This window comes from Paraburkholderia strydomiana (genome assembly GCF_031456815.1).
Lineage (GTDB): Bacteria > Pseudomonadota > Gammaproteobacteria > Burkholderiales > Burkholderiaceae > Paraburkholderia > Paraburkholderia caledonica.
Genome location: NZ_JAVDVL010000005.1, coordinates 15,830 through 35,846 on the forward strand (window position 1 = coordinate 15,830; position 20,017 = coordinate 35,846).

Consider the following 20,017-nt stretch of genomic DNA (forward strand, 5'->3'; position numbering starts at 1 on the left):
ATTGCCGTACCGTTCGGGACGTTTTTGCATGCGATCCAGCTTGTTGGGAACAGAACGGCTGCCTGTGGCTGTCAGTTCATTGGGGCGAGGGTGTTGATGTCCATGCAGAACTGACCCGGTGGGTTAAGACTGCGTGGAAATCAACAGCGAGGGCATTTAAAGCCGCGGAAGACTGCGAGGCTACTTGCGCGAGAGGGAGTTGGATTTGAGTCATGCACGGAAATCGAAGCCGCGGTCGGAACCGAAGTCCAACAGCGCGCGCAGGAGCGGGCGTATGTCGCTCACCTCGATTCCGGCAAGGCCAAACTGCAATCCGCGGCGCGAAGGTCAGACCGGCGGATGTACCCCGAGCTGCATGAGTGGAAGACACCGTCGAACAAATAAAAAGGACGGAAGGTCCCTTTGTTTGGGCATTGACGTTACTGACAAGCCAGTGCACAGCGGCGGGTGTGAGCGCGCGTTTGACCACACTGGCCGGCCGGACTAGACGAGGGGGAGACTCTCACCTCGATCGGCAACCGAAGTTGAGTCGGCATTGAAAAAGCCGAAGAAGCTGGTGTTCGACACAGACTGTGCCGACTACGTTTGTATTCGGCCGTTCTCACGGTGATGCTGTTTTTGCATAGGCGGCATCCCGAAATCTGCCGCTTCTTTGGCCGCAACCCCGGAAATCATTGCATTCGATTTCTTTTTGTCGGTTTCGTCCGATAACGTTTTCAGGCTTTGCGCGTCGACTTGCCTCACTGGTCCGACCGCCTTATGGCAGTTTCGAGTGCGATGCTAGCACTGCTTCAGCTTCATGCAGATGCAGACTGCCGATTAGTTCCGACACCCCCAGCCAGGACAGTTGCACGCCGATGCAGAACAGCACGAACGCAAACAGCCGCATCGCGATCTGCGTTCCTGTTTTGCCGAGCAGATGCGCGGCGCGTGCCGCAAAGCGCACGCAGAGGTAAATGTTTCCGCACAACAACAACAGCGCGGCGATCACGCCCGCCAGATGGATGGGCTGAAGTCCCAGGCGCGGCGCGCCTGTGCCGAGCGCAATCGCAACCGCAATCGAACCGGGCCCGACCGTGATCGGCAAGGTCAGCGGATAGAACGCTCGCGCGCGCAGCGATTCGGCGTGGCCAGCGTTTTGCGAAGGGGCGGCGCCTTCGTCGGTTGGAGATTGCAGCAGCCCCCACCCCGCCATCGCGATGACGAGGCCCCCCGCGACGCGCAGCACCGCTTCCGAAATCCCGAAGAACGACAGCACATACGCGCCGACCAGCAGCGACACAAGCAGGATCACGAACCCGTTGATCGCGATGCGGCGCGCAAGCTCTGCCATATCGCGGTCGCTCGCGCCGCGCTCCATGCTGAGAATGATCAGCGCGCCTGCCGGTGGATTGATGATCGGAAAAAGCGTGGTGACGATCAGCAGCACGGCCTGTGTGAACTGGTGAGTCATCGGATCGGTTCGCTCAGACGCGTATTGGTAAAACGATCAGCCGTGGTGGTCGAACAGCGAAACCTAGCTGGCCTTGATTATCGCGCGCACTTTCGTCCTGAACCGCGTGGCGGGGTCTTTGCGGCACGCGTCGGCGACCGCGGCGGCGACGGGGTGCGCCGTATCGACAACCATCGAGTCGGTTTCCTTCACGCCGAGCCTGTCGACGCCCGCGACCCAGTACACCGGCGCCGGCTGATACGCCTCGTCCACTCGGGTGAATTCGGCGCAGGTCATCCTGGCGGAGGCGATTTTGGCTTCCTGAGCGCTGGCGGCGTGCGCGACGGGCAGGCCGGCGGGAACGGCGAGGAATTTTGCGGACGTCATCATGGGAATCTCCATCGGGAATCGGTCGAGCGTCAGCAGACCCTCTGACACCACGGGTGCAATCCTGATCTCGGCGACTTAGCTTGGGATTACCGGTTCGCCTGGAGGCACAAAACACCGATTTTGAAGTTGCGATACACGATCGCGCATGAAGACACGTTGCGCCGCAGCACCGGAGCGCGCACACTCCAACGTCGTCTCTTATGCTGCGGTTTATATTGAGGCAGTGCCGACGGTCCTTGGGGGCCGATATGATGGATATATCCTTGCGTTTCAGGACGGCATAAAACGCCGAGTAGTCGCATGAGTCCAAACACTCGCCGTCCAGAAATCTGGCCGCGCGATTATCCTGCCGTTGAAGGCAACGGTGCGGATCACGCGGCCGTCGCCGAGCACTGGCGGCTTGCGGAAGAAACGCGGGCGTAATCTTGCCGGTCAGACAGGCGTTTGCCGCGCGCGATATTCACGCGGCGAGACGCCGTGACTTCCGCGAAGCCGCTGCGTAACGGAAAATGGACCACACCATGCCTCGCCTATAACTTGCAAATTCGGCCGTTTCCGTCAGGCGCGCGCGGCCGATCAATCCGATCGCGACGAGCACCGCGCTGAAGAGAAACGGAATGCGCCATCCCCACGATATAAACGCGGCTTCAGGCAGTAGCAAAGTCAGCAGCAACGCGCCTGTAGATAGCAGCACGCCGCATCAACTGCCCGAACTGCTTGAGCCGTACATTTCGCGTCGGTGCGCAGCCGCGCTCTCGACGCCCAGCACGATCGCCGCGCTCTGCTCCCCGCCGATTGCGAAGCCTTGTAGCACGCGCAACCTCGTCACCAGCGCGGGTGCCCAGATGCCGATCGACGCGTATGTCGGCAGGCAGCCGACCAGCGTTGACGCAATTCCCATGACACATCAGCAGCGCTTTGCCGCGAATGCGGTCGCCCAACTACCCGCAGATCAGCGCACGATTCTCTCGGGGGCACGATCGTGTGGCTTGGCGTCATACGGTGGGCTTGTCCTGCCCGTCGGCCACAGGCTCGTCAGCACGCGCGCGATTTCGCTGGAACGCCTTGCCGACGAGCCGCTCATCTTTGTGTGCCGTTCGGGCGCGAGGGGTATGTAAGCGGATTTTGTTCCAGCGTGTCAGGTGAAGCGACTCGGGCCGCGCGTCGTCGATCAAGTGCCGCGCATGCTCACTGCGATCAGTCTACTTGCGGTGGGTGGGGGTGTGTAGCTGGTGCCGGCTTCGATGGAGCGTTATCACCGGGAGCGCGGGCGGGATTGCCGCGTGTCGGGCGATTAGGCGTCTCTCGCGCCTTTGCATCTTGTCACGCGCGCCGACGCGCTTGGTCCGGCCGCGACGCGCTTCAGGCTGACGCTGTCGCAGTTCACTGCGACTTCATGGCCGTCGGCATGTTCTTGACGCCCGCGTAGAACACGATCAGTTCAACGGGCGCATCTCCCGTGACGCCGCGATGCGAGATGCCAACCATTTCCGGCAGCGTATCGCCTGCATGCAGCGTTTTCTTGTGACGTCCGTCGCGGCTCTCAACGTTCAGCGTTCCCGAGATCACGTAGGCCGCGTTCGGCATCGGATGCGTGTGCCAAGGCAGCGCCGTGTGCGCGGGAATCGCGATCTTCAACATGGTCAATTGCGGCTGGCCGGCGGGATAACTCTTATATCGCGTGCCATCCCATGAATGGTCGCTCCTGAGCAGCACGGTCGAGACCGTGCGTTCCGAGTTAGGAAGGTCGGCGGCAGCATTCGCTGCGTACGCCTGATTGAGGCAACAGCCTGCGAGCAGGCCAGCGAAAAGTCCACGAAACAGTGTGTGTGGCACGACAGAACTCCTGGTGCGTAGTTGGAAGGATTCGATACACACGCAGGTTACGAATGCAGCATTAGGTGGGAATTATCGAAACAAGCATGTCCATTTAAGCACGGCACGCCACCGCATAAATCCGATCACCTGTCTCAGCTTGCAATGAATCGGACTCATCGGCGACCCGCCAATGAGCCCGCTGCGCAACGCCTCGTATTGCGCGAGCAGGTAGCGGCTAAACAGATTCTCGGGAATGCGCAAGCCGCGAGACTACCCACCAGTTTCTGCACCGCTGCACCGATCCGCGGAACGGCGGAGTAGTAGCGCAGGCGATCGCTATAGCTGTACGCGCACAAAATCCGTTGCTCGTGCTCGTGCTCGTGCTCGTGCTCGTGCTCGCCGCCGTCATAGTACTTTTCCGAGTTGCCGGGTCGATTGTGAATGGCGATGGCACGCAGATAACCAACGGCGCCGTATTGAGCGGAGCAATGTACAGTGGCCGTTTCAAGAACGACATGGCGCCCGGTATGACGAGCGTGCCAGTGCTTGACAAGAGAATCCGGTAGCTGGCGACTGGTCACTGGAACGTGCACCGGTCGACCGAGGCCCGCAACTGCCAATGATCCGAGGGGCAAGCGCGACTTCAGCGTCGTTGTGAATAGTGGGTATCACAGGGGCTTCACAGCATCGCTGCAAGTGGCGGCGATATCCGGCGTCAGGCGAGAGGCGCGGGCGCTGTAGTTTCCGAGCCGCGTCGCGACCTAGGCCGATCGAAGAAAAACGACGCGCCTTTGCACCCGGACGGCTCGGCGGCGTCGCTCGACGCTTCGGCTGAGGGATCGCCATGATGTCGCGATCTTTCGCTGTCGCAACAACACCCTGTGCATCGACACACGTTGCGGCGGATCATCATCGGCCGTCTTGTTCTACTCCTATAGCTGCAGCAGAAGCCGTGGCCATCTGCACGCCCTGGCCGTCCGAAACTGAGAAGCTAACACAGCCGATTGGAGCGCGCGCCCAGAATTGAAGACTCGTGCCCGCGCCAGCGCCGTGGGTTTTGACAACCCGTGCCTCGCTCAACCGTGCTGCAAGCGCGCGTACGCGGAAACGTACAACTACTCGTTTGATTGACAATGACACCTTTTCTGCAATCCTCCGTGAGCTGTGCGCCAGAGCCGTCTTGCTGTCGGTCAAGCTGCGCTTTTGCGATCAGATTCTTGGACGCAGCAAGGGGGTCGAGTTTCGTTGAAGCTCGTCCGTCCACACCGATATCGGCGCGATGACTCTTACTCGCCTTCACCTGTCCGACAAGTGGTGGGCGTCGCATATGTCGATAGTGTGGAAGAGCGCGACGAAGAAGGACTTTGGGGTTGGCGGGCGAGTATGGTGGCGGCCGGGGGCGCGACGAACTTGTTGGCTATTTTCAAGGAAAGGCGAAAGGACTTGGCATCCTGATCAATGATGCCAAGGTCGCCGTTGATCACAGGAACTGGGTGGCGCAAAGTGGACAAGACCGAGACACGTAAATCATCCAGATCGAAATCGGAAAGCATTGATTGCGGCCGTTAAGCAGATCGATGCCGGTGGCCGACGGCTGCTCCTTGATCGACACTTCGTGCTTCACAATACGGTGGACCTATCAGTATTCACGGGAGGCGGGGTCTTGGCGGACCTGAATCTCGACGCGATCATTTTGATCGGGGCGCCCGCTTCTTGCCGAACGTCTCAAAAGCCGCGACAGCGTCGCGCGAAGCGCCGATATTGAAGAGTTTCAGGCCGCCGAGCGACGGCAGGCTGAAGATGCTCGTACTGAATTGCGCCTGAACCGGACGCTGTTGAACAAGAGTTTCTGGGCGCTCCCGCGCGATCGCTGAGCGGCCTCAATATAAACGCCACCATAAACGGTGGGCGTTTTTCGTTTTGGTGTGTCGCTGTCGCTGGGTCAGTTATACGGCAACTATTCCTCCAGATCTTTCAGTATCGCGTGCTTCTGCGCTTCGTCGCACGCAGCCGGCGGATCTGCAAGTTCTGGAATCGTGTAGTCGACGGTGTCTCCGCGTCCATACAACGCCGCGCTCGAAGAGGCGGCGAATCGCATTGCGAATGACGAAGACGTTTCTCGCGCCACCGCGGTTGAGCGCTCATCCTACGACGCGGAAGCATGCGGTCTTAGTGCAGTACGTCGGTTAGCGGATCGCGGCGAACGGCTTCGGGCATTGACCGGCTATTCGGCGATTGCGCGATGAAGCGGTTCACGGCTGCGGCGAGCGCGTTGGGATACTGGAACATCATTGCGTGGCCAGCCCCCTTGACGTCGAGAAACTCCGCGCGCGGGATCGCTTTCGCAATCGCCTCGCCGTTCTGTTCGTGCAGCACCTGATCGTTGGCGCCCGACAAGACCAGCGTATCGATGCGTAGCTTCGGCAGCGCATCGGCAGCCGCATTGTCTTTTTCCCATGCGGCTAGCAGCGCAGACTGGCCCGCCGTCACAGCGGCGGGGACGGGCGGATTGCCGTAGTCGGCAGGCACAAACATGTTCTGGCGGAAGCACTTCGACGCCGCCTTCACCGCCGATGCGGGGAACAGCAGTTTCATAACGTCATCGAAGGTCGTGCCGGGCGCACCCGAGAGAGTCGCCATCACGTCGGGCGCGACGGGTACGCCGAGGCGTCCGGGCGCGGGCGCGCTCATCAAGACGATGCGCTGCACGTTTGCGGGGTAATCGAGCGCGAGTTGCGCAGCGACCGCGCCGCCCATCGACCAGCCGACCACGGTCACATCGCGCAATTTCAATGTGCCGATCAGCGCGTCGAGGTCGTCGGCCATGCCTTTCGCGGTGGACGCCGACGCATCTGGCTCCGAGCGCCCGATGCCGCGATTGTCGAACACGATCACTTCGTGCTGCCTAGCGAGGCTCGCGAGAAACGCGGCGTTCCATTCGGAGAGCGTCGCGCGATAGCCGGTTTGCAGCACGATCGGGCTGCCCTTGCCGAAGCGGTAATACGCGATGTCGCCGCGCGCGGTATGCGCGATCTGCTCGTGGATCGTCGGGTTCCTGTCCGGACGGTCCGCGAGAACGGGGCACGTGTTTTCCGCGGGAAAGATGACGGTTTTCGCCTCGACGGGGCGGTTGAACGTGCCGGCCAGCAATGAGGAAATCGCGATGATCTTGAGCAGGTGGTTCATGTGTCGGCTCCTTTCGCGTGGCGGTATCTGTCGAACGTCGGTTTAAAGATACAGCCGCGGCCCTTCTTCACCCATCGATGTCGGCGAAGGTTCCTTGTTTACGCGCTTGGTCGCGGGGCGGGTCTGACGTTTGAGAATACGGGCGTCGATCATATCGAGGAAAAATGCCAGCACGACGCATGCGGCAAAGACGCTCGATCCGAGTGCGCAGAAAACGGCGAAAGTCGGTTGGAAATCCATGATGTAGTCCTGAGGCTGCGATTCGTTTTCACATTTGATGCGTGGCGCGATGCGAGAGCGTCTGGCCACGGTGCAATGATGCTGGCGTCGAATGAGGTGAGAATTAAGTGCTTGGTGCCTCGGTTAAGATGATCGGCACTGACGCGATAAACGCCAATCCGTCTTTTACTCGAACCGACCCATCCGAACCCCATCCGTCGCTGAACGGCTCGCTCGAACGCGGCATCGATATCCTGCGTGCGTGCGTGCGTGCGTGCGTTCGGGCCGGGCGCGACAGTGCTGACCAACAGCGACCTCGTCGAGAGCACGGGTTTGCCGAAAGCGGCGGTCAGTCGTCTCGCGACGACGCACGTCGACGCGGGTTTCCTCGAACACGACGCCACGCGTCGCGCCTATCGGCTCAGCATCCCGTGCTGAGTGTTACCCAGGCCGTGCGCGCACGGCGAAGAGATGGCGTACCTGGAGTCCGTCTGCTACACCACGCGTGCCTCGCTGCGCGCGGTGCTGCCGGGTCAGCGTGTGCCGATGGCTCGCGCGCGCACCTCTAGCGGCTGACCCGATAGCATAGCCCCGCCTCGGAGCACGATACTGGAGGACGGGAATTCGGAGTAGAGGCTTGCCGAGATTCGTGAGAAATCCGTCACATCTGAGGCTAAGCGCCTGACTTGAGCGCGAAATCGGTGGCCGCGTCGCGTGGCGCGATAGCACGGGCGCCGAGTTGGTCATTCATTGACCTCACATTGGTACTTGTTCGTATAGGCCGGCACGCTGTCCGGTTTAGGCACAGCCCCAAATCTCGGCATCAGACGGACTCGCCTCAATCAACTCCACGGGCACACCTGCGTTGTCAGTGACAGCTACCTCGAAAGCTGGCGATGGGCTCATACCGGCCGGGACTCACCGGTGTGACCTCAATCGCCGCGGCCAGGTCATATACCCGACACTCCACATGTGGCACCGTCCGCATCAAAGGATGCAATGGTGATTCAGGCTCAAACCGATGCCAACGGACTGGCACAGGTCCTGTGAGATCGTCCGATGTGCACATGCCGACCTAGCGGCATACCGTTCGCCGGCCAGTGGCTTCTTTCGGAGGATGCTGGACGCCTGCAGAAATGAAAAAGCCGCGACCGATGTCGCGGCAGTTAGCGCGGCAGCGAAGCGATCAGGTATGGCTAAAGAGCGCGATACGGCCAGCCTTGTACAGGTCGCGCACCTTGCTCGCGAACGACGCTTTTGGCGTGCGCTCGCATTCGCCGACGATGGCTGCCACAGGCGTTGCCGTATCGACGACCGTCGTCACCGTTTCCTGCACGCCGAGCTTGTCGGCACCCGACACCCAGTAGACGAGCGCAGGCTTGTACGTATCTTCGACAGCGAGGAAATCGCCGCAGCTCATCGTTGCGGGCTTGATGGGTTTGTCAGCCTGTGCGAGCGCAAACGGGGACAGACAAAGACCGGCCAGAACGGCGGCGGCAACTGCGATGCGTTTCATGAACTTCTCCAAGATAGTGTTATAACTCTCCCTACGTTGCAGGTGGCAGAGTCGTGAGCATCATTACGGTAGGCCCTGCAATGATGTGTGCATCGTAAGGACGCACAGTGAGTTGGAAATTACGTCAGGAACGAAGCGTTCTCGAACGTGTCAATTGATAGCCGGCGATCAGGCCCATGTCGTACGCGCTTTCGAGTGCGCGTACGATGTCGGCCGGCCTGACCAAAACGCAGTGTTCTGGCGCATCGGCCTTGGGAAAATCGACATTGAAGCAGTCAGCGGCAATCTCGCTCAGTGTATAAAGCCGCCCGTCGGCGAGAGCACTCATGTTTCCTCCTGTACGTTGCTTTATGCGTAGGATAGGCCGCTAGACTTAGCAAAAGCGATTCAACTAATCTGCCGATGGCCTTTCTCCATGATCACATTCAGCATCAAGGCCATAGGGGCCATGATGCTGCTGCTCGCTATCGTAATCGCTGAATGATTGTGATTGGCTTCGCGAGGATAGTGAAGAACGGCTGTTCAGCCGCACAAATGCGAAGGGCCGCAAAGCACTATCGACGTAAAGTAAACTGTCTTCGGCATCGCGGTGCCGGCTCCGACGGATCGTCGTCTTCCTCGAACGGAACTAACTGCAGATGCCCATTGATGTCGGTGAAAACGTTAGCGACGTGCGGCTTGCGGTGATCGATGACCTCGAGCGGAGAGGTTATGCTTACGCTGAAAACGTACAAGTTTGTGCAGGTTAACTGACGAGCCTTTTGAAGGATGCCCAAAGCAGCCTCCAGAGGGATGATTTCCAGACTGTCGGCCAACGGCACCAGTGTCACACGCGGATGTGCCAACCTGACTGCCGCGCCGATCGCCGTATCTGTCGTCAAAGCGACGACCATGGTCATGGAGGTAGAGGTACACCACGTTCCAGCCACTTCCGCGCCGGATTTACCGCGCCGGCCGGGCTCGAAAAGTGCGGCGAAGCATACTCCGTTGCTTTAGGCGTCGATACGCACGAGCCTTCGCTTTTGCAGTTGAAAAACGCAGGTGTCGATGCTCGAGTGTGTGATATGCGTCATCTTCCATTTGATGATGCTTCGTTCGACTGGGTGCTGATGGCGAATTCGCTCCATCACACTCCCAATCCAAAGCATGCCGTCAGGGAAGCGGCGCGAGTTGCGCGGCATGGAATGGTGGTCTGCGAGCCGTGGTGGGATTAGGCTATCGCGTCGCAGCGCACGACGTATCTGCTGTGCGAATGGTCGAACGCGATGATTCAGAGCTTCGGCTATTGAACGAATGGCTCGGTTCATACGAGCCGTGGCTTTCAAAACTGCCCTCCCATCATTACGTGCGCTGGCGTCTTAACCATTTGGGCAACGCGATCGACGCAATCGGCAACGCGACCCGGTCACGTCCTCGTCCTTATCAGAAGTTCACAGGCGTAGCTGTCATTCGTAATCTCAACATGAGGTTTGCGAACGAAACAACGGAAGAGCAGTCGACGGTCTAGTTTTCTTCCTCCAAGTAAGCGGCTCACGTCGAGTTACCCGTTTCGTTCTTCTGCCGACCACGCGATTTGGGGACCAGCAGCGTTGTCCCTGGGAGCAACTGATCGGTCGGTTTTTCCACTCAGTTCTTCACGACGCCCCGGGCGCTTGAAGCATCGGGTAAGTGAAAAGAAGGAAGTGTGCCGCGTTCAGTCCGAAGTGCGTGAGAATCGCGGCGGACAATCCGCCAAAGCGGTACGCCAGCCCATAGCCAAGGCCCGCGATACTTGCCAGCACAATCCATTGCCAGCCTCCAGAATAATGGGCTAACCCGAAAACAATCGATGCAATGCCCAGCGCAATGATGTCCGCATGGGCGAGGTGTCTAAGTAGACGTGACAAACCTCCCTGAATATAGCCCCGGAAAAGCGTTTCTTCGGTCACCGTCACAAGCAGCAGGTTATTTAGCATGAAGAGCCATGTGGACGTAGGCCACTTAGGCTCCCATCGGACCGTTCCAAGCAAGAGCGCGAGAAACAGGCAAACGATAGTCGTTGCCGCCATGCCCACAGTCCCCGCCTGGATCGAAGTGAGCACAGGGTTGCGTGGACGCATCCAGGGCAACGCGAGCAGCAGCCAGAAGCAGACAAGCGGCTTGTCGAGATTCAAATACATGGTGAACGGTAGGGCATCAGCCGTAAAACGCTCGGGTCCGATTACACGCGGGTTATGAAAACCCGGTAGCCAGTGCATGCTCAACGCCGCGGCCAAAACAATGAACAAAGCGTGACCCACATAACGCGTCGGGGCCTGACGATGTGGTCCGACTGCAAACGCCGCGACCAACAACAAGGCGAGCGGTATTGCAGCCAGCGGAGTAAGCTGGCCGTTGGCAAACGCAGCGAAATATATGACTGCCAGAAGGCTCGGCACGAGCCATCGTGCGGCCGATGTCCATGCGGCTGGAACAGCAAGAAAGAGCGCGATGAAGGGCAGGGAGATCATGGACACATTTTCCTTTGCGGATGGATGGGGGCATGCTTGACGCAAGCTGCGTGTGAACTGTGTATCGGATCGAAACACGTCGTCGACAGGCGGACTAATGAACTTTTGGTCGGTCTTCGAGGCCCGTCGCTAGATGATGAGTGGCCAGACCGTTCACCCATCATTGTGCTGGCATCACCTTCAGCGTTGACAGATCTATGCGGAACGAACCCGGCTGCCGTTGCCTTGGTGCTTGCGAGCGCCGCGCATCAGGTTGAACGACGAAATGCGTAGCTGCTGAGCCGAGTCGCCTCGCTACAGGAGAATTGATTTGATGGAACACAAGTTCCGCGCGATAGGCCATATCGCTTAACCCGCGACAAGATGTACCCCGTCAAGCTTTCCTGCCGAATGTTTTTCATGTGCTGCGCGCATTCCCGTTTGGCTCGCACGTCAACGGCGTCCCTAGCATCGACTATCGCTTGGCGAACACCGGCATCTTGCGCTGGGCGATGCAGATCATCCGCAGATGGCAGACATCATTGAATTCTGAGATGAAAAAAATACTGCACCAGCAAATGTATGAGTTCTGCCAGCGTGACCAGCACGAGTAACCCGACAATCCATCGCCGCGCCTGCTCCGACACTGCAAGCCGTGCACCCAGCAGTCCGCCTGCCACACTGCCTAGCGCCATCACACCGCCAACGCTCCAGTCGATGCTTCCTTTCTCGGCGAATACCATCATGGCCACGGCGGTTACCGGAACGAGCACAAAAATCTTGATCGCGTTCGCCTCGACAACAGGTATGCGCATTGCAAGGACAAGTACCAAAAGCGTATATGTCGCCGACAGGCCGATGAGGCCGGCCCAAATTCCTACCAGGAAAAGCATCACGAAAGGCCGCGTGCCGAGTCTGACGGTTTCCGGTGCAGCGGACTTGAGAAGGACATTAAGCTTCGTCAGCAAGAGCGCCAGCGTGACTACAACCGCGCCAACGATTCCGATACGAATATCATGGCTGGGTAGAGATTCTGCAAACAGGGCGCCGATGACGGAACCTAGAGTGGCCGGAGTTGATACGAGGAGAGCCCTTCTCCACGGTATTGCACCTCGACGAGCGAGGCCAACGACCGAAGACATTGCGCCGACCAAGACGGGAATGCGATTCGTCGCATCGGCATTGATCGCATGAAGGCCGGTCCACATTAGGATAGGCAAAGACACAGCCGATCCTGATGACGCAACGGCATTGAGAAAACCTGAGACAAGCCCGGTGAGAACGACGATGAGCGCGCCAGCGGGTGTAATATGCATGCTGATTTCTGACGTTGTGGAAGGTTGAATGCGGCAGTGGCACTCCATCGGATCGCTGGTTCATGTGTCAAAAGGCTCAATAACAGATAGCCGACACATCGCAGGGAGGATGTTGAACCCGGCACGCTTGGGTTGCGGCAAAGATAAGCAGGCAGACTTAGTCGAAAGTTACGCGCACGCCAGGGCGTCAATTTGAGAGCAAACGTAGAATTTACTAGAAGGTTACCTATCGAGCAGCTTCAGCCTCGTACGAAGTCGAACAAATAGCGGATTTTACAGCGTGAAAGGTACGATTTGCGTCTTCTCAGTCGCCCGAGATATGGGCTCGACGGTTTGTGATTGATCGACGGCCGACCCGAACCCGCGCTTGCTTCAACTAGCACTTACTTTCGACAGCCGGGGTATGGACGGGCTTTGAGTTTGTGCACCTTCCGGATGTGACGCCGTTACCGTGGCGAGTCGCCGGGGCGGGAAACCAGTCTGTCGGACGATGTGCGGCTATTCCAGTATCACAACACGCGCCGCTGGGACGACGCGCACTCGAGTCCCCTTGAAGCTGCGTTTTGCGCGCAAAAGACGCCGCTTCAGCGTGATCTTGAGCGGGCGTACCCCAAAGATCTCCGACACCCTGCGCTTTGCCTGCACGCCGGTATTCTGCGAACCGGATGACATGACTTTGCGGTTCCCCGGCATCGACGACCTGATTCTGAGGCCGATGGCTGAGCTTCCGATGCCGATAGCGATTGATCCGTGAAATTATTGCCTTGGCGGGGAGAAGCGCCGATCAGCGCGGGCAGTCGCTGCGTACCGCCGCAGCCAGGGAAGCCTGCAAGCGTGATTTCAGACAACGGACGCGCGAGCTTGTCGCCATCAGCCAGATGACGCAGGCAAGCGCTAGCGTGAGCTGTTGCTGTTTACGATTATTGCTGGAGGTGACCTCAAATATCGCCAGTGGCGCAAATCCGTGGGAGGCCCGCAAGGGAAGGCATTGAGCGATTGAACGTCCAGTTGACTGCGCGGCGTTCTTGCAACAAGCAGGTTGATCGATGGTTCGCTAATTCTGCTATTTGCGCCTGCTCGTGTTCGCGACTTTCGATAGCACCGAAAAGGAGTTTTTTCGAGCACGTGAGTGGACGTCCCGACGGGCTGCCAAGCTTTGACAAGCAGAATATCTTGTAACGCGCAATTGAGAAGTTCTTTGGGGGAGCCCGACCACACCTGCAATCCTGTTTTGCGGGGCTGAACGCAGTTCTCGACGCTGTGCACGTGGCAAACGCTCGTATCGCGTGACGACTTTGTAGGTTTCGGACTTTGCGCACTTTTGCCCAAACCGCACGCCCATGAACTGCCGCGGCTCGCCATTTTGAAACGTCTGGCGCACGGCTTCGTTGAGCCGCGCAGTGGTCCTTCGACGTGCACACTGCGTCATACTGTTCCGTCAAATGATTAGCAGGTCTCCATGCACTCATCAGGCGCGCCTGCGGCCCCGCGCATTGCGTCCGTTCCTTTTTGAGCGGGCCACACTCGCGTACGCATTCAACACATCCTCGCCCGCGGGCTGGTTCAGTCCCGAAGCGGACGAGAAGATCGGCCTGCCGCAGTTTCTTTGCAATTCTGCCAAACCGCATCGGGCCTAGGCGTCGTGGAATCGTTTCTTGACGCGCGAGGTCAGGCACGGTGCGCGCCAGTGGCGCAACCGCATGACAGTAAGGTCATCGTCTCCGCTGCGAGGCATCGTCCTACGGTAGTCACGAAGACGTGAAGCTGCGGGACTGGATTTGAATCAAGCAGCCGCCATATTGTTGCTGGAAATGTTTCCTGAGGAGGAGGCCGAACCGGCGCAACGCTTCGGCAGCAGTACGGTGTATCAAGCGCGCTTTTTTGGTCATCAGTGCGCCGCGCCCGTGAGGGGCGCGATCGCCAAGGCCAATCTGGTCAACGGCAGATGTCATTCGGATGCCGAAGCGGAGGGCGAAGACCCAAGCAGCCTCAATGACTCACAAGGCCAAATCACCGCGGTAGCCGCTCGTGCGGTCACCGTGACTCAATGCGACGATCCGGCCGTCGGCAAAGTCGCATCCATGTTCGTGGACATGGAAGAAGTATCCTTGGACATGATCGAGGCGCCTTCCGGCCAACGGGTCGCGAAAGGCGACGGACTCTCTACGTTCAGTACGGCGGTTGATCATATTGTCGGGTTTTTGGTCACGCCTGGCGGACAGCTTGTTGCGTGGGGCTCCTTTCTGCGATGCCGCCGCCCGTGCGTGCCAATGCTCACCTGTGCACGGCGCGATCAAGCTGAGTACCCCGTGCGGCACTCCGCGGCCAACCGAGGTCGAATCGGGTGCTCTCGGGAGCACACGTCCGGACCAGTTCGGCGAACCAATGCAGCAGAGGCACATGGGCGAGGAGTAAGCGTTGCGCGTGCGGGCGTATCACCCGTGGGAAGCGGCAGGGCGTCCAGAAGGCGGTGCGAATCGACGTTGGTGCAGGTCAGGCGCGAGGCAGGAATCGAAAAAGTGGGGCAGGCTTTGCGCGGTCATTCTGCGCTAATTCTGCACCTCTAGGATGGGTCTTGGCTGCATGGTGCGCTCATGAGGAGCCGTCCGGCGTCCGCACCCTTACGTGCGTTACGACAAACCAACGAGAGAAGCGTCATGAAACAGGACCTTATCAAAGCAGACTTCGCCGATGACACGATCACCATGCCGTCGATCGGTTTCACGGCCCGCGTATGCATCGATCGTACGGCAACGGACGGCCGCGCGACGCTGATCGAAACGACGGACAGGCCGGGTTGCGGCGCACCGCTGCATCGGCACCTCAGCCAGACCGAGATTTATCACGTCATGACCGGCCGGTATCTCTTCGAGGTGGACGGCGTGCGCATCCTTGCACATCCGGGCCAAACGGTCGTAGCGAAAGCCGGATGCACGCACCGTTTCGTCAACATCGGCAATGAGACTTCCCGCATGTTGATTCTCGTCACGCCAGGGCTCGATGCAGAAGCGTTCTTCGGTGAATTGAGAGGTCTGGTGGCTGACGGGCGGCCACATCCAGACGCGCTCAGGGACTTCGGTGAACGATGGGATGTCGAGTTCGCCCCGTCAGCGCCGCTTGCGTGAAGCAAATACCTCGTCAAACGAAGCATATCGGATAGCGATATGACGTCCATCGTCGCCGCTCCATGCATGGTGCTCAAAACGCATCGCACAGGATGCACGCTGCTTGGCGCGGTGATCGTTGTTTTCATCGGCGTAAGATGCTGGGGCACTTGCAGTGCTCTTATATCGAGAATCAACCGATCGAATGGAGGGTGCGCAACGCCATCGTTCTGCTGGGCGTCCACAGTGAAAGCATGAGAGATGCGGAGCGCGTCAAGCCGCGAGGGCTCATATGGGCGCATCGTCGAGGCAGCCGTACCTTTTAACGCATGCCATGGCGCTGGTGTCACTTGCAAGCTCGTCGTCTCCGCCGGAGACGGGCGCAGCAACGGCAGGACGGAAGCAGCGGTGTATGACGATACGCTCGGCGTGGAACGCGCCGGTATTCTGTTTTCGTCCGACGACATCAACGCATGACAGAACGCTCAGTTCACCAGCGCACCCTTGAGGCGAATGGACGAGGGCAAGTGTTGCTGGTTTCTTCAGGCCATCATTTGAAACAGTGGGTAGATTATCCGTAGATTATCTTGAAGCTGTGCCATCGGTGCTGCCTCTGTCATAGAACTTCGCCCTTGCGGACGTGGCGCTCAGCGGGCACGCGGGCATCGTGCGCTACGACGTCTACAACGCGGTAGGGTAGAACGCCACGCAAGTCGCGCCGGGTCTGGCATGAACCACCGCCGCAGTCAGTAAGGAGAACGAATGAATTGCCGCCGACGGAACTTCATCGTCGCGTTGGTTTTAGCCGGCGTGTCCTCGTCGCTGCAAGCGCAACCCAGTCCAAAGTCGATGACGCTCGCGTCCGCCGATGGTAGCACGTTGCCGGAGCATTTTCGCGCGGAGCAAGGATGCTTCATGCGACGCGCCATCGACGGAAGACTAGGAGCGGATCAGCAAGCTTTCGGAGGATTGTCGCGGCAGTTAGCGCGGCAGCGAAGCGATCAGGTATGGCTAAAGAGCGCGATACGGCCAGCCTTGTACAGGTCGCGCACCTTGCTCGCGAACGACGCTTTTGGCGTGCGCTCGCATTCGCCGACGATGGCTGCCACAGGCGTTGCCGTATCGACGACCGTCGTCACCGTTTCCTGCACGCCGAGCTTGTCGGCACCCGACACCCAGTAGACGAGCGCAGGCTTGTACGTATCTTCGACAGCGAGGAAATCGCCGCAGCTCATCGTTGCGGGCTTGATGGGTTTGTCAGCCTGTGCGAGCGCAAACGGGGACAGACAAAGACCGGCCAGAACGGCGGCGGCAACTGCGATGCGTTTCATGAACTTCTCCAAGATAGTGTTATAACTCTCCCTACGTTGCAGGTGGCAGAGTCGTGAGCATCATTACGGTAGGCCCTGCAATGATGTGTGCATCGTAAGGACGCACAGTGAGTTGGAAATTACGTCAGGAACGAAGCGTTCTCGAACGTGTCAATTGATAGCCGGCGATCAGGCCCATGTCGTACGCGCTTTCGAGTGCGCGTACGATGTCGGCCGGCCTGACCAAAACGCAGTGTTCTGGCGCATCGGCCTTGGGAAAATCGACATTGAAGCAGTCAGCGGCAATCTCGCTCAGTGTATAAAGCCGCCCGTCGGCGAGAGCACTCATGTTTCCTCCTGTACGTTGCTTTATGCGTAGGATAGGCCGCTAGACTTAGCAAAAAATGATCTATCCCCACCTCACCGACGACCCTTCGTCAGCCTCACGGTTATCAAAAAATTCATAGCAGCTTTTATCCTCCCGTTCACTGATAGTCGGTGCCAGCTTCCGCGAGTTCGTCGTCCTCCTGAAACGGAACTCACTTCAGATGTTCGTTGATGCCGGTGATGTTAGCTACGCGTGGTTATGACGTTCGACAGGCCGGAAAATCCTCCCTCTGGAGGCTGTTCCTCCAGCCTCGTATGGTGCGTTCGTTAGCCTGTACTAATTTGACGTTCTCGGCGCGAGCGCAACTACCTCTGCACGAGGTCATTGTCACGGCCGTCGGTTCGCTCACGGGTACGGCGATCGGCGCGGCAGTCAGCTTGACCGATCCACCTGTGCCAATGGTGCCATTGACCACGGTGGCCTGTCCCGCGACATCGAGCGCCATACTGGAATCGCTGTTGGTACCACGATGTTGTAGCGCTACACGTCGTAATTGCCTGCGTTCGGGATCTGGCGCGGCCAGCTGGCTTGGTTGCGGGCCGTACTGCAATTGCGTGGACCGTTTTGGAGTTTTTGGTTCAGCTTTGAGGATAGAGGTGTGCAGTTTGCAACGACTTGCGCTCGACCGTTGCTTGCGGCGTTGTAGTCGACGTAATAATCGTTCTGCCAATATTTGACATGGCCGAACTAAAGGTTGTCGGCCGGATCAATCGACGAGTAGGTCCCTCGCCAGTTATGCGTACGTTGTCGGGGCGATCAGGCGGATTGAGCAACCTAATTCTGCGCTAACACACGCTGCGTATCTTGAGTAACGGAGGCTGATTTTCAATCGGAAGATCAAGCCGATCCACCGTTCCTTACTTTGGAGAATACGCATGAGCACCACTACCAAGCTGGCTTCCGAGCACACCATCAACGATCTCATCGCACCGCAGCAGAAGGAATTTACGTTGCCCGAGGGCATCGTCGCCGACGGCGCCGATCTCATTCCGACCGTGCAGTATCTGATGTGATGTGATGGGAGTGCGGGGAAACATGATCTCTGCGTTTCCCCGCACCACTTGCCGCCATGAAATTCACTTCTGAACTGCTATACGAGCCCTCTGGATGGCGGGAACTCGTTCTTCCCGTAGCCGGACGCGGCGAATCGCTAAGAACCGGCTTGCAGGTGAGAGTTCGTGACTCCTTGCACAAGCTACTTCGGGAGATCGGCCGTGCGATACCAGAAAGCGATCTCGATGATCTGTGTGTTGAAATTGATGAACTCGATGTATCGCGTCGATATTCGCCGAATCTCTATTTCGCATACTTTGGTCTGCTTCAGGGGATGGCACGTTCTGATGCACGTGCGGTCGCCGAATGTTGCCACGCATTGCGTAACCAAATGCGTGCACCCTATTGCGATATCTTTGAAATCCGCGACAAAGTCGATGGCGTCGCCCGCTCGTTTATGCGTGCGCAGCGCGCGGCCTCGCGGTCCAAGGCATCGTTCCTGGAATTCGTTACGAACGTAGAAGATGGCGGCGCAGGAGACGGAATCGATCCGTCGTTGGCAGTATCCGCCCGCCGTCAGCTTGCAGAACTGAACGCGCTGATCGCGACAGGCAATCCGAATCTCGCAGACGAACTTGCCAGTATCGTTTCCGTTCTTCAGTTGATGCCGCAAACGTTCTCGGCAGAAGCGGCGTCGAGTCTCTCTGCCTTCGGCATGGTGGTGGTTCGTCCGCCGCTGAATGTAACCGAATCGAGCGAGCGATTTTTCTATTTTGATCGCGTGATTCACGAAGCTGCGCATACCTGGCTGAATCTGCTAATGACGTTTGATCCGCTCGTCACCAATGGCGCTACGCTCACGCCATCGCCGGCCCGTTTGACGTTAAGGCCCGTTAAAGGCGTGTTACATGCGCACTTCGTGTTCTTCCGGCTTTTGCATGCATACGCGAATGCGCCGCAATGTATCCGCGCAACGCACGATGCGAGTTCGCTCGGTCTGACAGCGGATCAGATCGGCCGTATGAGTCTGTCCGAGCTGCCTTTGTCGTTTGCGCTCAGAGAGGGCGTGTATTTCGGCAAGTTCATGGAAGGCGATGCCGTGCTGCGGTCATCGGCAAATTTCACTGCGCACGGGCAGCACTTTTTCGATGCGATGAAGGAGACGGTCTGTCATGTGTGAGTCTGCTCTTGGCGCGCTCCAGCAGCGTCTGGTCGAGCGCCTGCTGCAACTAAAGCCATTTCCATCGACACTGCTCGAAATGGGCTGCGGCGATGGCCGCAAACTTCTGACACTCGCGCACAACCATCGCGTGAATGCGACAGGCGTCGATACACACGAACCTTCGGTTTTGCAGTTGAAAAACGCCGGTGTCGATGCTCGAGTGTGTGATATGCGTCATCTTCCATTTGACGATGCTTCGTTCGACTGGGTGCTGATGGCGAATTCGCTGCATCACATTCCCAATCCAAAGCATGCCGTCGGGGAAGCGGCGCGAGTTGCGCGGCATGGAATCGTGGTCTGCGAGCCGTGGTGGGATCAGGCCATCGCGTCGCAGCGCACGACGTATCTGCTGTGCGAATGGTCCAATGCGATGATTCAGAGCTTCGGCTATTTTCATCGCACGGGTTTGTCGTCCGGTGAAATCCTGGAACTCGTCGACTTCAAGGCGGCGTCTGCGGAAATCCATTACGAACTCGACATCGCGAGATGGGACGTGAACGAATGGCTCGGTTCATACGAGCCGTGGCTTTCAAAACTGCCCTCGCATCATTACGTGCGCTGGCGTCTTGACCATTTGTTGGCAACGCTACCGACGGAATCGGCAACGCGACCCGGACAGGTCGTAGTCGTTATCAGAAAGTCACAGTCGTAGTTG

The 20,017-nt window shown here is 58.5% G+C and carries 26 protein-coding genes; 8 read left to right on the forward strand and 18 right to left on the reverse strand.

What is annotated here, in order from left to right:
- Positions 1-757 precede the first annotated feature (757 nt).
- Both J2W46_RS15130 and J2W46_RS15135 read right to left on the reverse strand, forming a co-directional pair.
- Positions 758-1,453: a MarC family protein gene (locus J2W46_RS15130; RefSeq protein ID WP_310354739.1), complete on the reverse strand. Its 696-nt coding sequence runs from the start codon at positions 1,451-1,453 to the stop codon at positions 758-760.
- Positions 1,454-1,516: 63 nt separating this feature from the next.
- On the reverse strand, positions 1,517-1,834 hold the full coding sequence (locus J2W46_RS15135; RefSeq protein WP_310354741.1) for an HdeA/HdeB family chaperone: 318 nt from the start codon (positions 1,832-1,834) through the stop codon (positions 1,517-1,519).
- A 288-nt stretch (positions 1,835-2,122) separates the two neighbouring features.
- Between J2W46_RS15135 and J2W46_RS15140 the strand changes: the two genes are divergently transcribed.
- Positions 2,123-2,245: a hypothetical protein gene (locus J2W46_RS15140; RefSeq protein WP_310354744.1), complete on the forward strand. Its 123-nt coding sequence runs from the start codon at positions 2,123-2,125 to the stop codon at positions 2,243-2,245.
- A gap of 37 nt (positions 2,246-2,282) precedes the next feature.
- On the opposite strand, the gene J2W46_RS15145 is transcribed toward J2W46_RS15140, so the two are convergent.
- From J2W46_RS15145 to J2W46_RS15175, 8 genes are all read right to left on the reverse strand, one after another.
- Positions 2,283-2,516, reverse strand: a complete 234-nt coding sequence (locus J2W46_RS15145) for a hypothetical protein (RefSeq protein ID WP_310354745.1) — start codon at positions 2,514-2,516, stop codon at positions 2,283-2,285.
- Between the two features lie 6 nt (positions 2,517-2,522).
- Positions 2,523-2,723, reverse strand: coding sequence for a hypothetical protein (locus J2W46_RS15150; protein ID WP_310354747.1), 201 nt, complete (start codon positions 2,721-2,723; stop codon positions 2,523-2,525).
- A gap of 482 nt (positions 2,724-3,205) precedes the next feature.
- The gene (locus J2W46_RS15155; protein ID WP_310354748.1) at positions 3,206-3,658 is read right to left on the reverse strand and encodes a cupin domain-containing protein; all 453 of its coding nucleotides are present in this window, start codon (positions 3,656-3,658) and stop codon (positions 3,206-3,208) included.
- 155 nt (positions 3,659-3,813) lie between these two features.
- Positions 3,814-4,233 (reverse strand): class II D-tagatose-bisphosphate aldolase non-catalytic subunit, encoded by a 420-nt coding sequence (locus J2W46_RS34360; protein WP_374726838.1) that lies wholly within the window; start codon positions 4,231-4,233, stop codon positions 3,814-3,816.
- Positions 4,234-4,926: 693 nt separating this feature from the next.
- Positions 4,927-5,193 carry a hypothetical protein gene (locus tag J2W46_RS15160; protein ID WP_310354749.1) on the reverse strand — a complete coding sequence of 89 codons (267 nt, stop codon included), beginning with the start codon at positions 5,191-5,193 and terminating at the stop codon, positions 4,927-4,929.
- 404 nt (positions 5,194-5,597) lie between these two features.
- Positions 5,598-5,738: a hypothetical protein gene (locus J2W46_RS15165; protein ID WP_310354750.1), complete on the reverse strand. Its 141-nt coding sequence runs from the start codon at positions 5,736-5,738 to the stop codon at positions 5,598-5,600.
- 71 nt (positions 5,739-5,809) lie between these two features.
- A complete protein-coding gene (locus J2W46_RS15170) occupies positions 5,810-6,826 on the reverse strand; it encodes an alpha/beta fold hydrolase (protein ID WP_310354752.1) in 1,017 nt (338 codons plus the stop codon).
- A 42-nt stretch (positions 6,827-6,868) separates the two neighbouring features.
- Positions 6,869-7,066: a hypothetical protein gene (locus J2W46_RS15175; protein ID WP_310354754.1), complete on the reverse strand. Its 198-nt coding sequence runs from the start codon at positions 7,064-7,066 to the stop codon at positions 6,869-6,871.
- Positions 7,067-7,342: 276 nt separating this feature from the next.
- Here J2W46_RS15175 and J2W46_RS15180 point away from each other — a divergent pair, with 276 nt between their 5' ends.
- Positions 7,343-7,483 carry a helix-turn-helix domain-containing protein gene (locus J2W46_RS15180; RefSeq protein WP_310354755.1) on the forward strand — a complete coding sequence of 47 codons (141 nt, stop codon included), beginning with the start codon at positions 7,343-7,345 and terminating at the stop codon, positions 7,481-7,483.
- A gap of 748 nt (positions 7,484-8,231) precedes the next feature.
- Here the strand turns inward: J2W46_RS15180 and J2W46_RS15185 are convergent.
- From J2W46_RS15185 to J2W46_RS15195, 3 genes are all read right to left on the reverse strand, one after another.
- Positions 8,232-8,561: an HdeA/HdeB family chaperone gene (locus J2W46_RS15185; RefSeq protein WP_310354757.1), complete on the reverse strand. Its 330-nt coding sequence runs from the start codon at positions 8,559-8,561 to the stop codon at positions 8,232-8,234.
- Positions 8,562-8,685: 124 nt separating this feature from the next.
- Positions 8,686-8,889 (reverse strand): hypothetical protein, encoded by a 204-nt coding sequence (locus J2W46_RS15190; protein ID WP_310354759.1) that lies wholly within the window; start codon positions 8,887-8,889, stop codon positions 8,686-8,688.
- Positions 8,890-9,115: 226 nt separating this feature from the next.
- On the reverse strand, positions 9,116-9,460 hold the full coding sequence (locus tag J2W46_RS15195) for a hypothetical protein (RefSeq protein WP_310355258.1): 345 nt from the start codon (positions 9,458-9,460) through the stop codon (positions 9,116-9,118).
- Between J2W46_RS15195 and J2W46_RS15200 the strand changes: the two genes are divergently transcribed.
- Entirely contained in the window at positions 9,398-9,775 is a 378-nt protein-coding gene (locus J2W46_RS15200) for a class I SAM-dependent methyltransferase (protein ID WP_310355228.1), read from the forward strand. The genes J2W46_RS15195 and J2W46_RS15200 overlap by 63 nt on opposite strands.
- A 420-nt stretch (positions 9,776-10,195) precedes the next feature.
- On the opposite strand, the gene J2W46_RS15205 is transcribed toward J2W46_RS15200, so the two are convergent.
- On the reverse strand, positions 10,196-11,050 hold the full coding sequence (locus tag J2W46_RS15205) for a CPBP family intramembrane glutamic endopeptidase (protein WP_310354761.1): 855 nt from the start codon (positions 11,048-11,050) through the stop codon (positions 10,196-10,198).
- Between the two features lie 518 nt (positions 11,051-11,568).
- Positions 11,569-12,345: a sulfite exporter TauE/SafE family protein gene (locus J2W46_RS15210; RefSeq protein ID WP_310354763.1), complete on the reverse strand. Its 777-nt coding sequence runs from the start codon at positions 12,343-12,345 to the stop codon at positions 11,569-11,571.
- A 550-nt stretch (positions 12,346-12,895) separates the two neighbouring features.
- On the opposite strand from J2W46_RS15210, the gene J2W46_RS15215 reads away from it, so the two are divergent.
- The gene (locus J2W46_RS15215) at positions 12,896-13,099 is read left to right on the forward strand and encodes a hypothetical protein (RefSeq protein ID WP_310354764.1); all 204 of its coding nucleotides are present in this window, start codon (positions 12,896-12,898) and stop codon (positions 13,097-13,099) included.
- A gap of 994 nt (positions 13,100-14,093) precedes the next feature.
- Here the strand turns inward: J2W46_RS15215 and J2W46_RS15220 are convergent.
- The gene (locus tag J2W46_RS15220) at positions 14,094-14,297 is read right to left on the reverse strand and encodes a hypothetical protein (RefSeq protein WP_310354765.1); all 204 of its coding nucleotides are present in this window, start codon (positions 14,295-14,297) and stop codon (positions 14,094-14,096) included.
- Between the two features lie 705 nt (positions 14,298-15,002).
- On the opposite strand from J2W46_RS15220, the gene J2W46_RS15225 reads away from it, so the two are divergent.
- On the forward strand, positions 15,003-15,470 hold the full coding sequence (locus tag J2W46_RS15225; RefSeq protein ID WP_310354767.1) for a cupin domain-containing protein: 468 nt from the start codon (positions 15,003-15,005) through the stop codon (positions 15,468-15,470).
- 980 nt (positions 15,471-16,450) lie between these two features.
- Here the strand turns inward: J2W46_RS15225 and J2W46_RS15230 are convergent.
- On the reverse strand, positions 16,451-16,780 hold the full coding sequence (locus J2W46_RS15230) for an HdeA/HdeB family chaperone (protein ID WP_310354757.1): 330 nt from the start codon (positions 16,778-16,780) through the stop codon (positions 16,451-16,453).
- A gap of 124 nt (positions 16,781-16,904) precedes the next feature.
- Complete coding sequence (locus tag J2W46_RS15235; RefSeq protein ID WP_310354759.1) at positions 16,905-17,108, reverse strand: hypothetical protein; 204 nt, start codon at positions 17,106-17,108, stop codon at positions 16,905-16,907.
- A gap of 914 nt (positions 17,109-18,022) precedes the next feature.
- Here J2W46_RS15235 and J2W46_RS15240 point away from each other — a divergent pair.
- From J2W46_RS15240 to J2W46_RS15250, 3 genes are all read left to right on the forward strand, one after another.
- Positions 18,023-18,160, forward strand: a complete 138-nt coding sequence (locus J2W46_RS15240; RefSeq protein ID WP_310354768.1) for a hypothetical protein — start codon at positions 18,023-18,025, stop codon at positions 18,158-18,160.
- Between the two features lie 371 nt (positions 18,161-18,531).
- The gene (locus J2W46_RS15245; RefSeq protein WP_310354771.1) at positions 18,532-19,320 is read left to right on the forward strand and encodes an aKG-HExxH-type peptide beta-hydroxylase; all 789 of its coding nucleotides are present in this window, start codon (positions 18,532-18,534) and stop codon (positions 19,318-19,320) included.
- Positions 19,313-20,014, forward strand: a complete 702-nt coding sequence (locus J2W46_RS15250) for a class I SAM-dependent methyltransferase (protein ID WP_310354773.1) — start codon at positions 19,313-19,315, stop codon at positions 20,012-20,014. The genes J2W46_RS15245 and J2W46_RS15250 overlap by 8 nt, the downstream gene beginning before the upstream one ends.
- Positions 20,015-20,017: the final 3 nt, after the last annotated feature.

What these genes read in the sequence shown, in the direction of transcription:
- J2W46_RS15235 (WP_310354759.1), bottom strand. Translation starts at nt 17,108, where the DNA reads ATGAGTGCTCTCGCCGACGGGCGGCTTTATACACTGAGCGAGATTGCC.
- J2W46_RS15225 (WP_310354767.1), top strand. Translation starts at nt 15,003, where the DNA reads ATGAAACAGGACCTTATCAAAGCAGACTTCGCCGATGACACGATCACC.
- J2W46_RS15165 (WP_310354750.1), bottom strand. Translation starts at nt 5,738, where the DNA reads ATGCGATTCGCCGCCTCTTCGAGCGCGGCGTTGTATGGACGCGGAGAC.
- J2W46_RS15140 (WP_310354744.1), top strand. Translation starts at nt 2,123, where the DNA reads ATGAGTCCAAACACTCGCCGTCCAGAAATCTGGCCGCGCGATTATCCT.
- J2W46_RS15220 (WP_310354765.1), bottom strand. Translation starts at nt 14,297, where the DNA reads ATGACATCTGCCGTTGACCAGATTGGCCTTGGCGATCGCGCCCCTCAC.
- J2W46_RS15190 (WP_310354759.1), bottom strand. Translation starts at nt 8,889, where the DNA reads ATGAGTGCTCTCGCCGACGGGCGGCTTTATACACTGAGCGAGATTGCC.
- J2W46_RS15160 (WP_310354749.1), bottom strand. Translation starts at nt 5,193, where the DNA reads ATGCTTTCCGATTTCGATCTGGATGATTTACGTGTCTCGGTCTTGTCC.
- J2W46_RS15135 (WP_310354741.1), bottom strand. Translation starts at nt 1,834, where the DNA reads ATGGAGATTCCCATGATGACGTCCGCAAAATTCCTCGCCGTTCCCGCC.
- J2W46_RS15175 (WP_310354754.1), bottom strand. Translation starts at nt 7,066, where the DNA reads ATGGATTTCCAACCGACTTTCGCCGTTTTCTGCGCACTCGGATCGAGC.
- J2W46_RS15250 (WP_310354773.1), top strand. Translation starts at nt 19,313, where the DNA reads ATGTGTGAGTCTGCTCTTGGCGCGCTCCAGCAGCGTCTGGTCGAGCGC.
- J2W46_RS15200 (WP_310355228.1), top strand. Translation starts at nt 9,398, where the DNA reads ATGTGCCAACCTGACTGCCGCGCCGATCGCCGTATCTGTCGTCAAAGC.
- J2W46_RS15150 (WP_310354747.1), bottom strand. Translation starts at nt 2,723, where the DNA reads ATGGGAATTGCGTCAACGCTGGTCGGCTGCCTGCCGACATACGCGTCG.
- J2W46_RS15245 (WP_310354771.1), top strand. Translation starts at nt 18,532, where the DNA reads ATGCGTGCACCCTATTGCGATATCTTTGAAATCCGCGACAAAGTCGAT.
- J2W46_RS15185 (WP_310354757.1), bottom strand. Translation starts at nt 8,561, where the DNA reads ATGAAACGCATCGCAGTTGCCGCCGCCGTTCTGGCCGGTCTTTGTCTG.
- J2W46_RS15240 (WP_310354768.1), top strand. Translation starts at nt 18,023, where the DNA reads ATGAGCACCACTACCAAGCTGGCTTCCGAGCACACCATCAACGATCTC.
- J2W46_RS15130 (WP_310354739.1), bottom strand. Translation starts at nt 1,453, where the DNA reads ATGACTCACCAGTTCACACAGGCCGTGCTGCTGATCGTCACCACGCTT.
- J2W46_RS15170 (WP_310354752.1), bottom strand. Translation starts at nt 6,826, where the DNA reads ATGAACCACCTGCTCAAGATCATCGCGATTTCCTCATTGCTGGCCGGC.
- J2W46_RS15195 (WP_310355258.1), bottom strand. Translation starts at nt 9,460, where the DNA reads ATGACCATGGTCGTCGCTTTGACGACAGATACGGCGATCGGCGCGGCA.
- J2W46_RS15210 (WP_310354763.1), bottom strand. Translation starts at nt 12,345, where the DNA reads ATGCATATTACACCCGCTGGCGCGCTCATCGTCGTTCTCACCGGGCTT.
- J2W46_RS15205 (WP_310354761.1), bottom strand. Translation starts at nt 11,050, where the DNA reads ATGATCTCCCTGCCCTTCATCGCGCTCTTTCTTGCTGTTCCAGCCGCA.
- J2W46_RS15230 (WP_310354757.1), bottom strand. Translation starts at nt 16,780, where the DNA reads ATGAAACGCATCGCAGTTGCCGCCGCCGTTCTGGCCGGTCTTTGTCTG.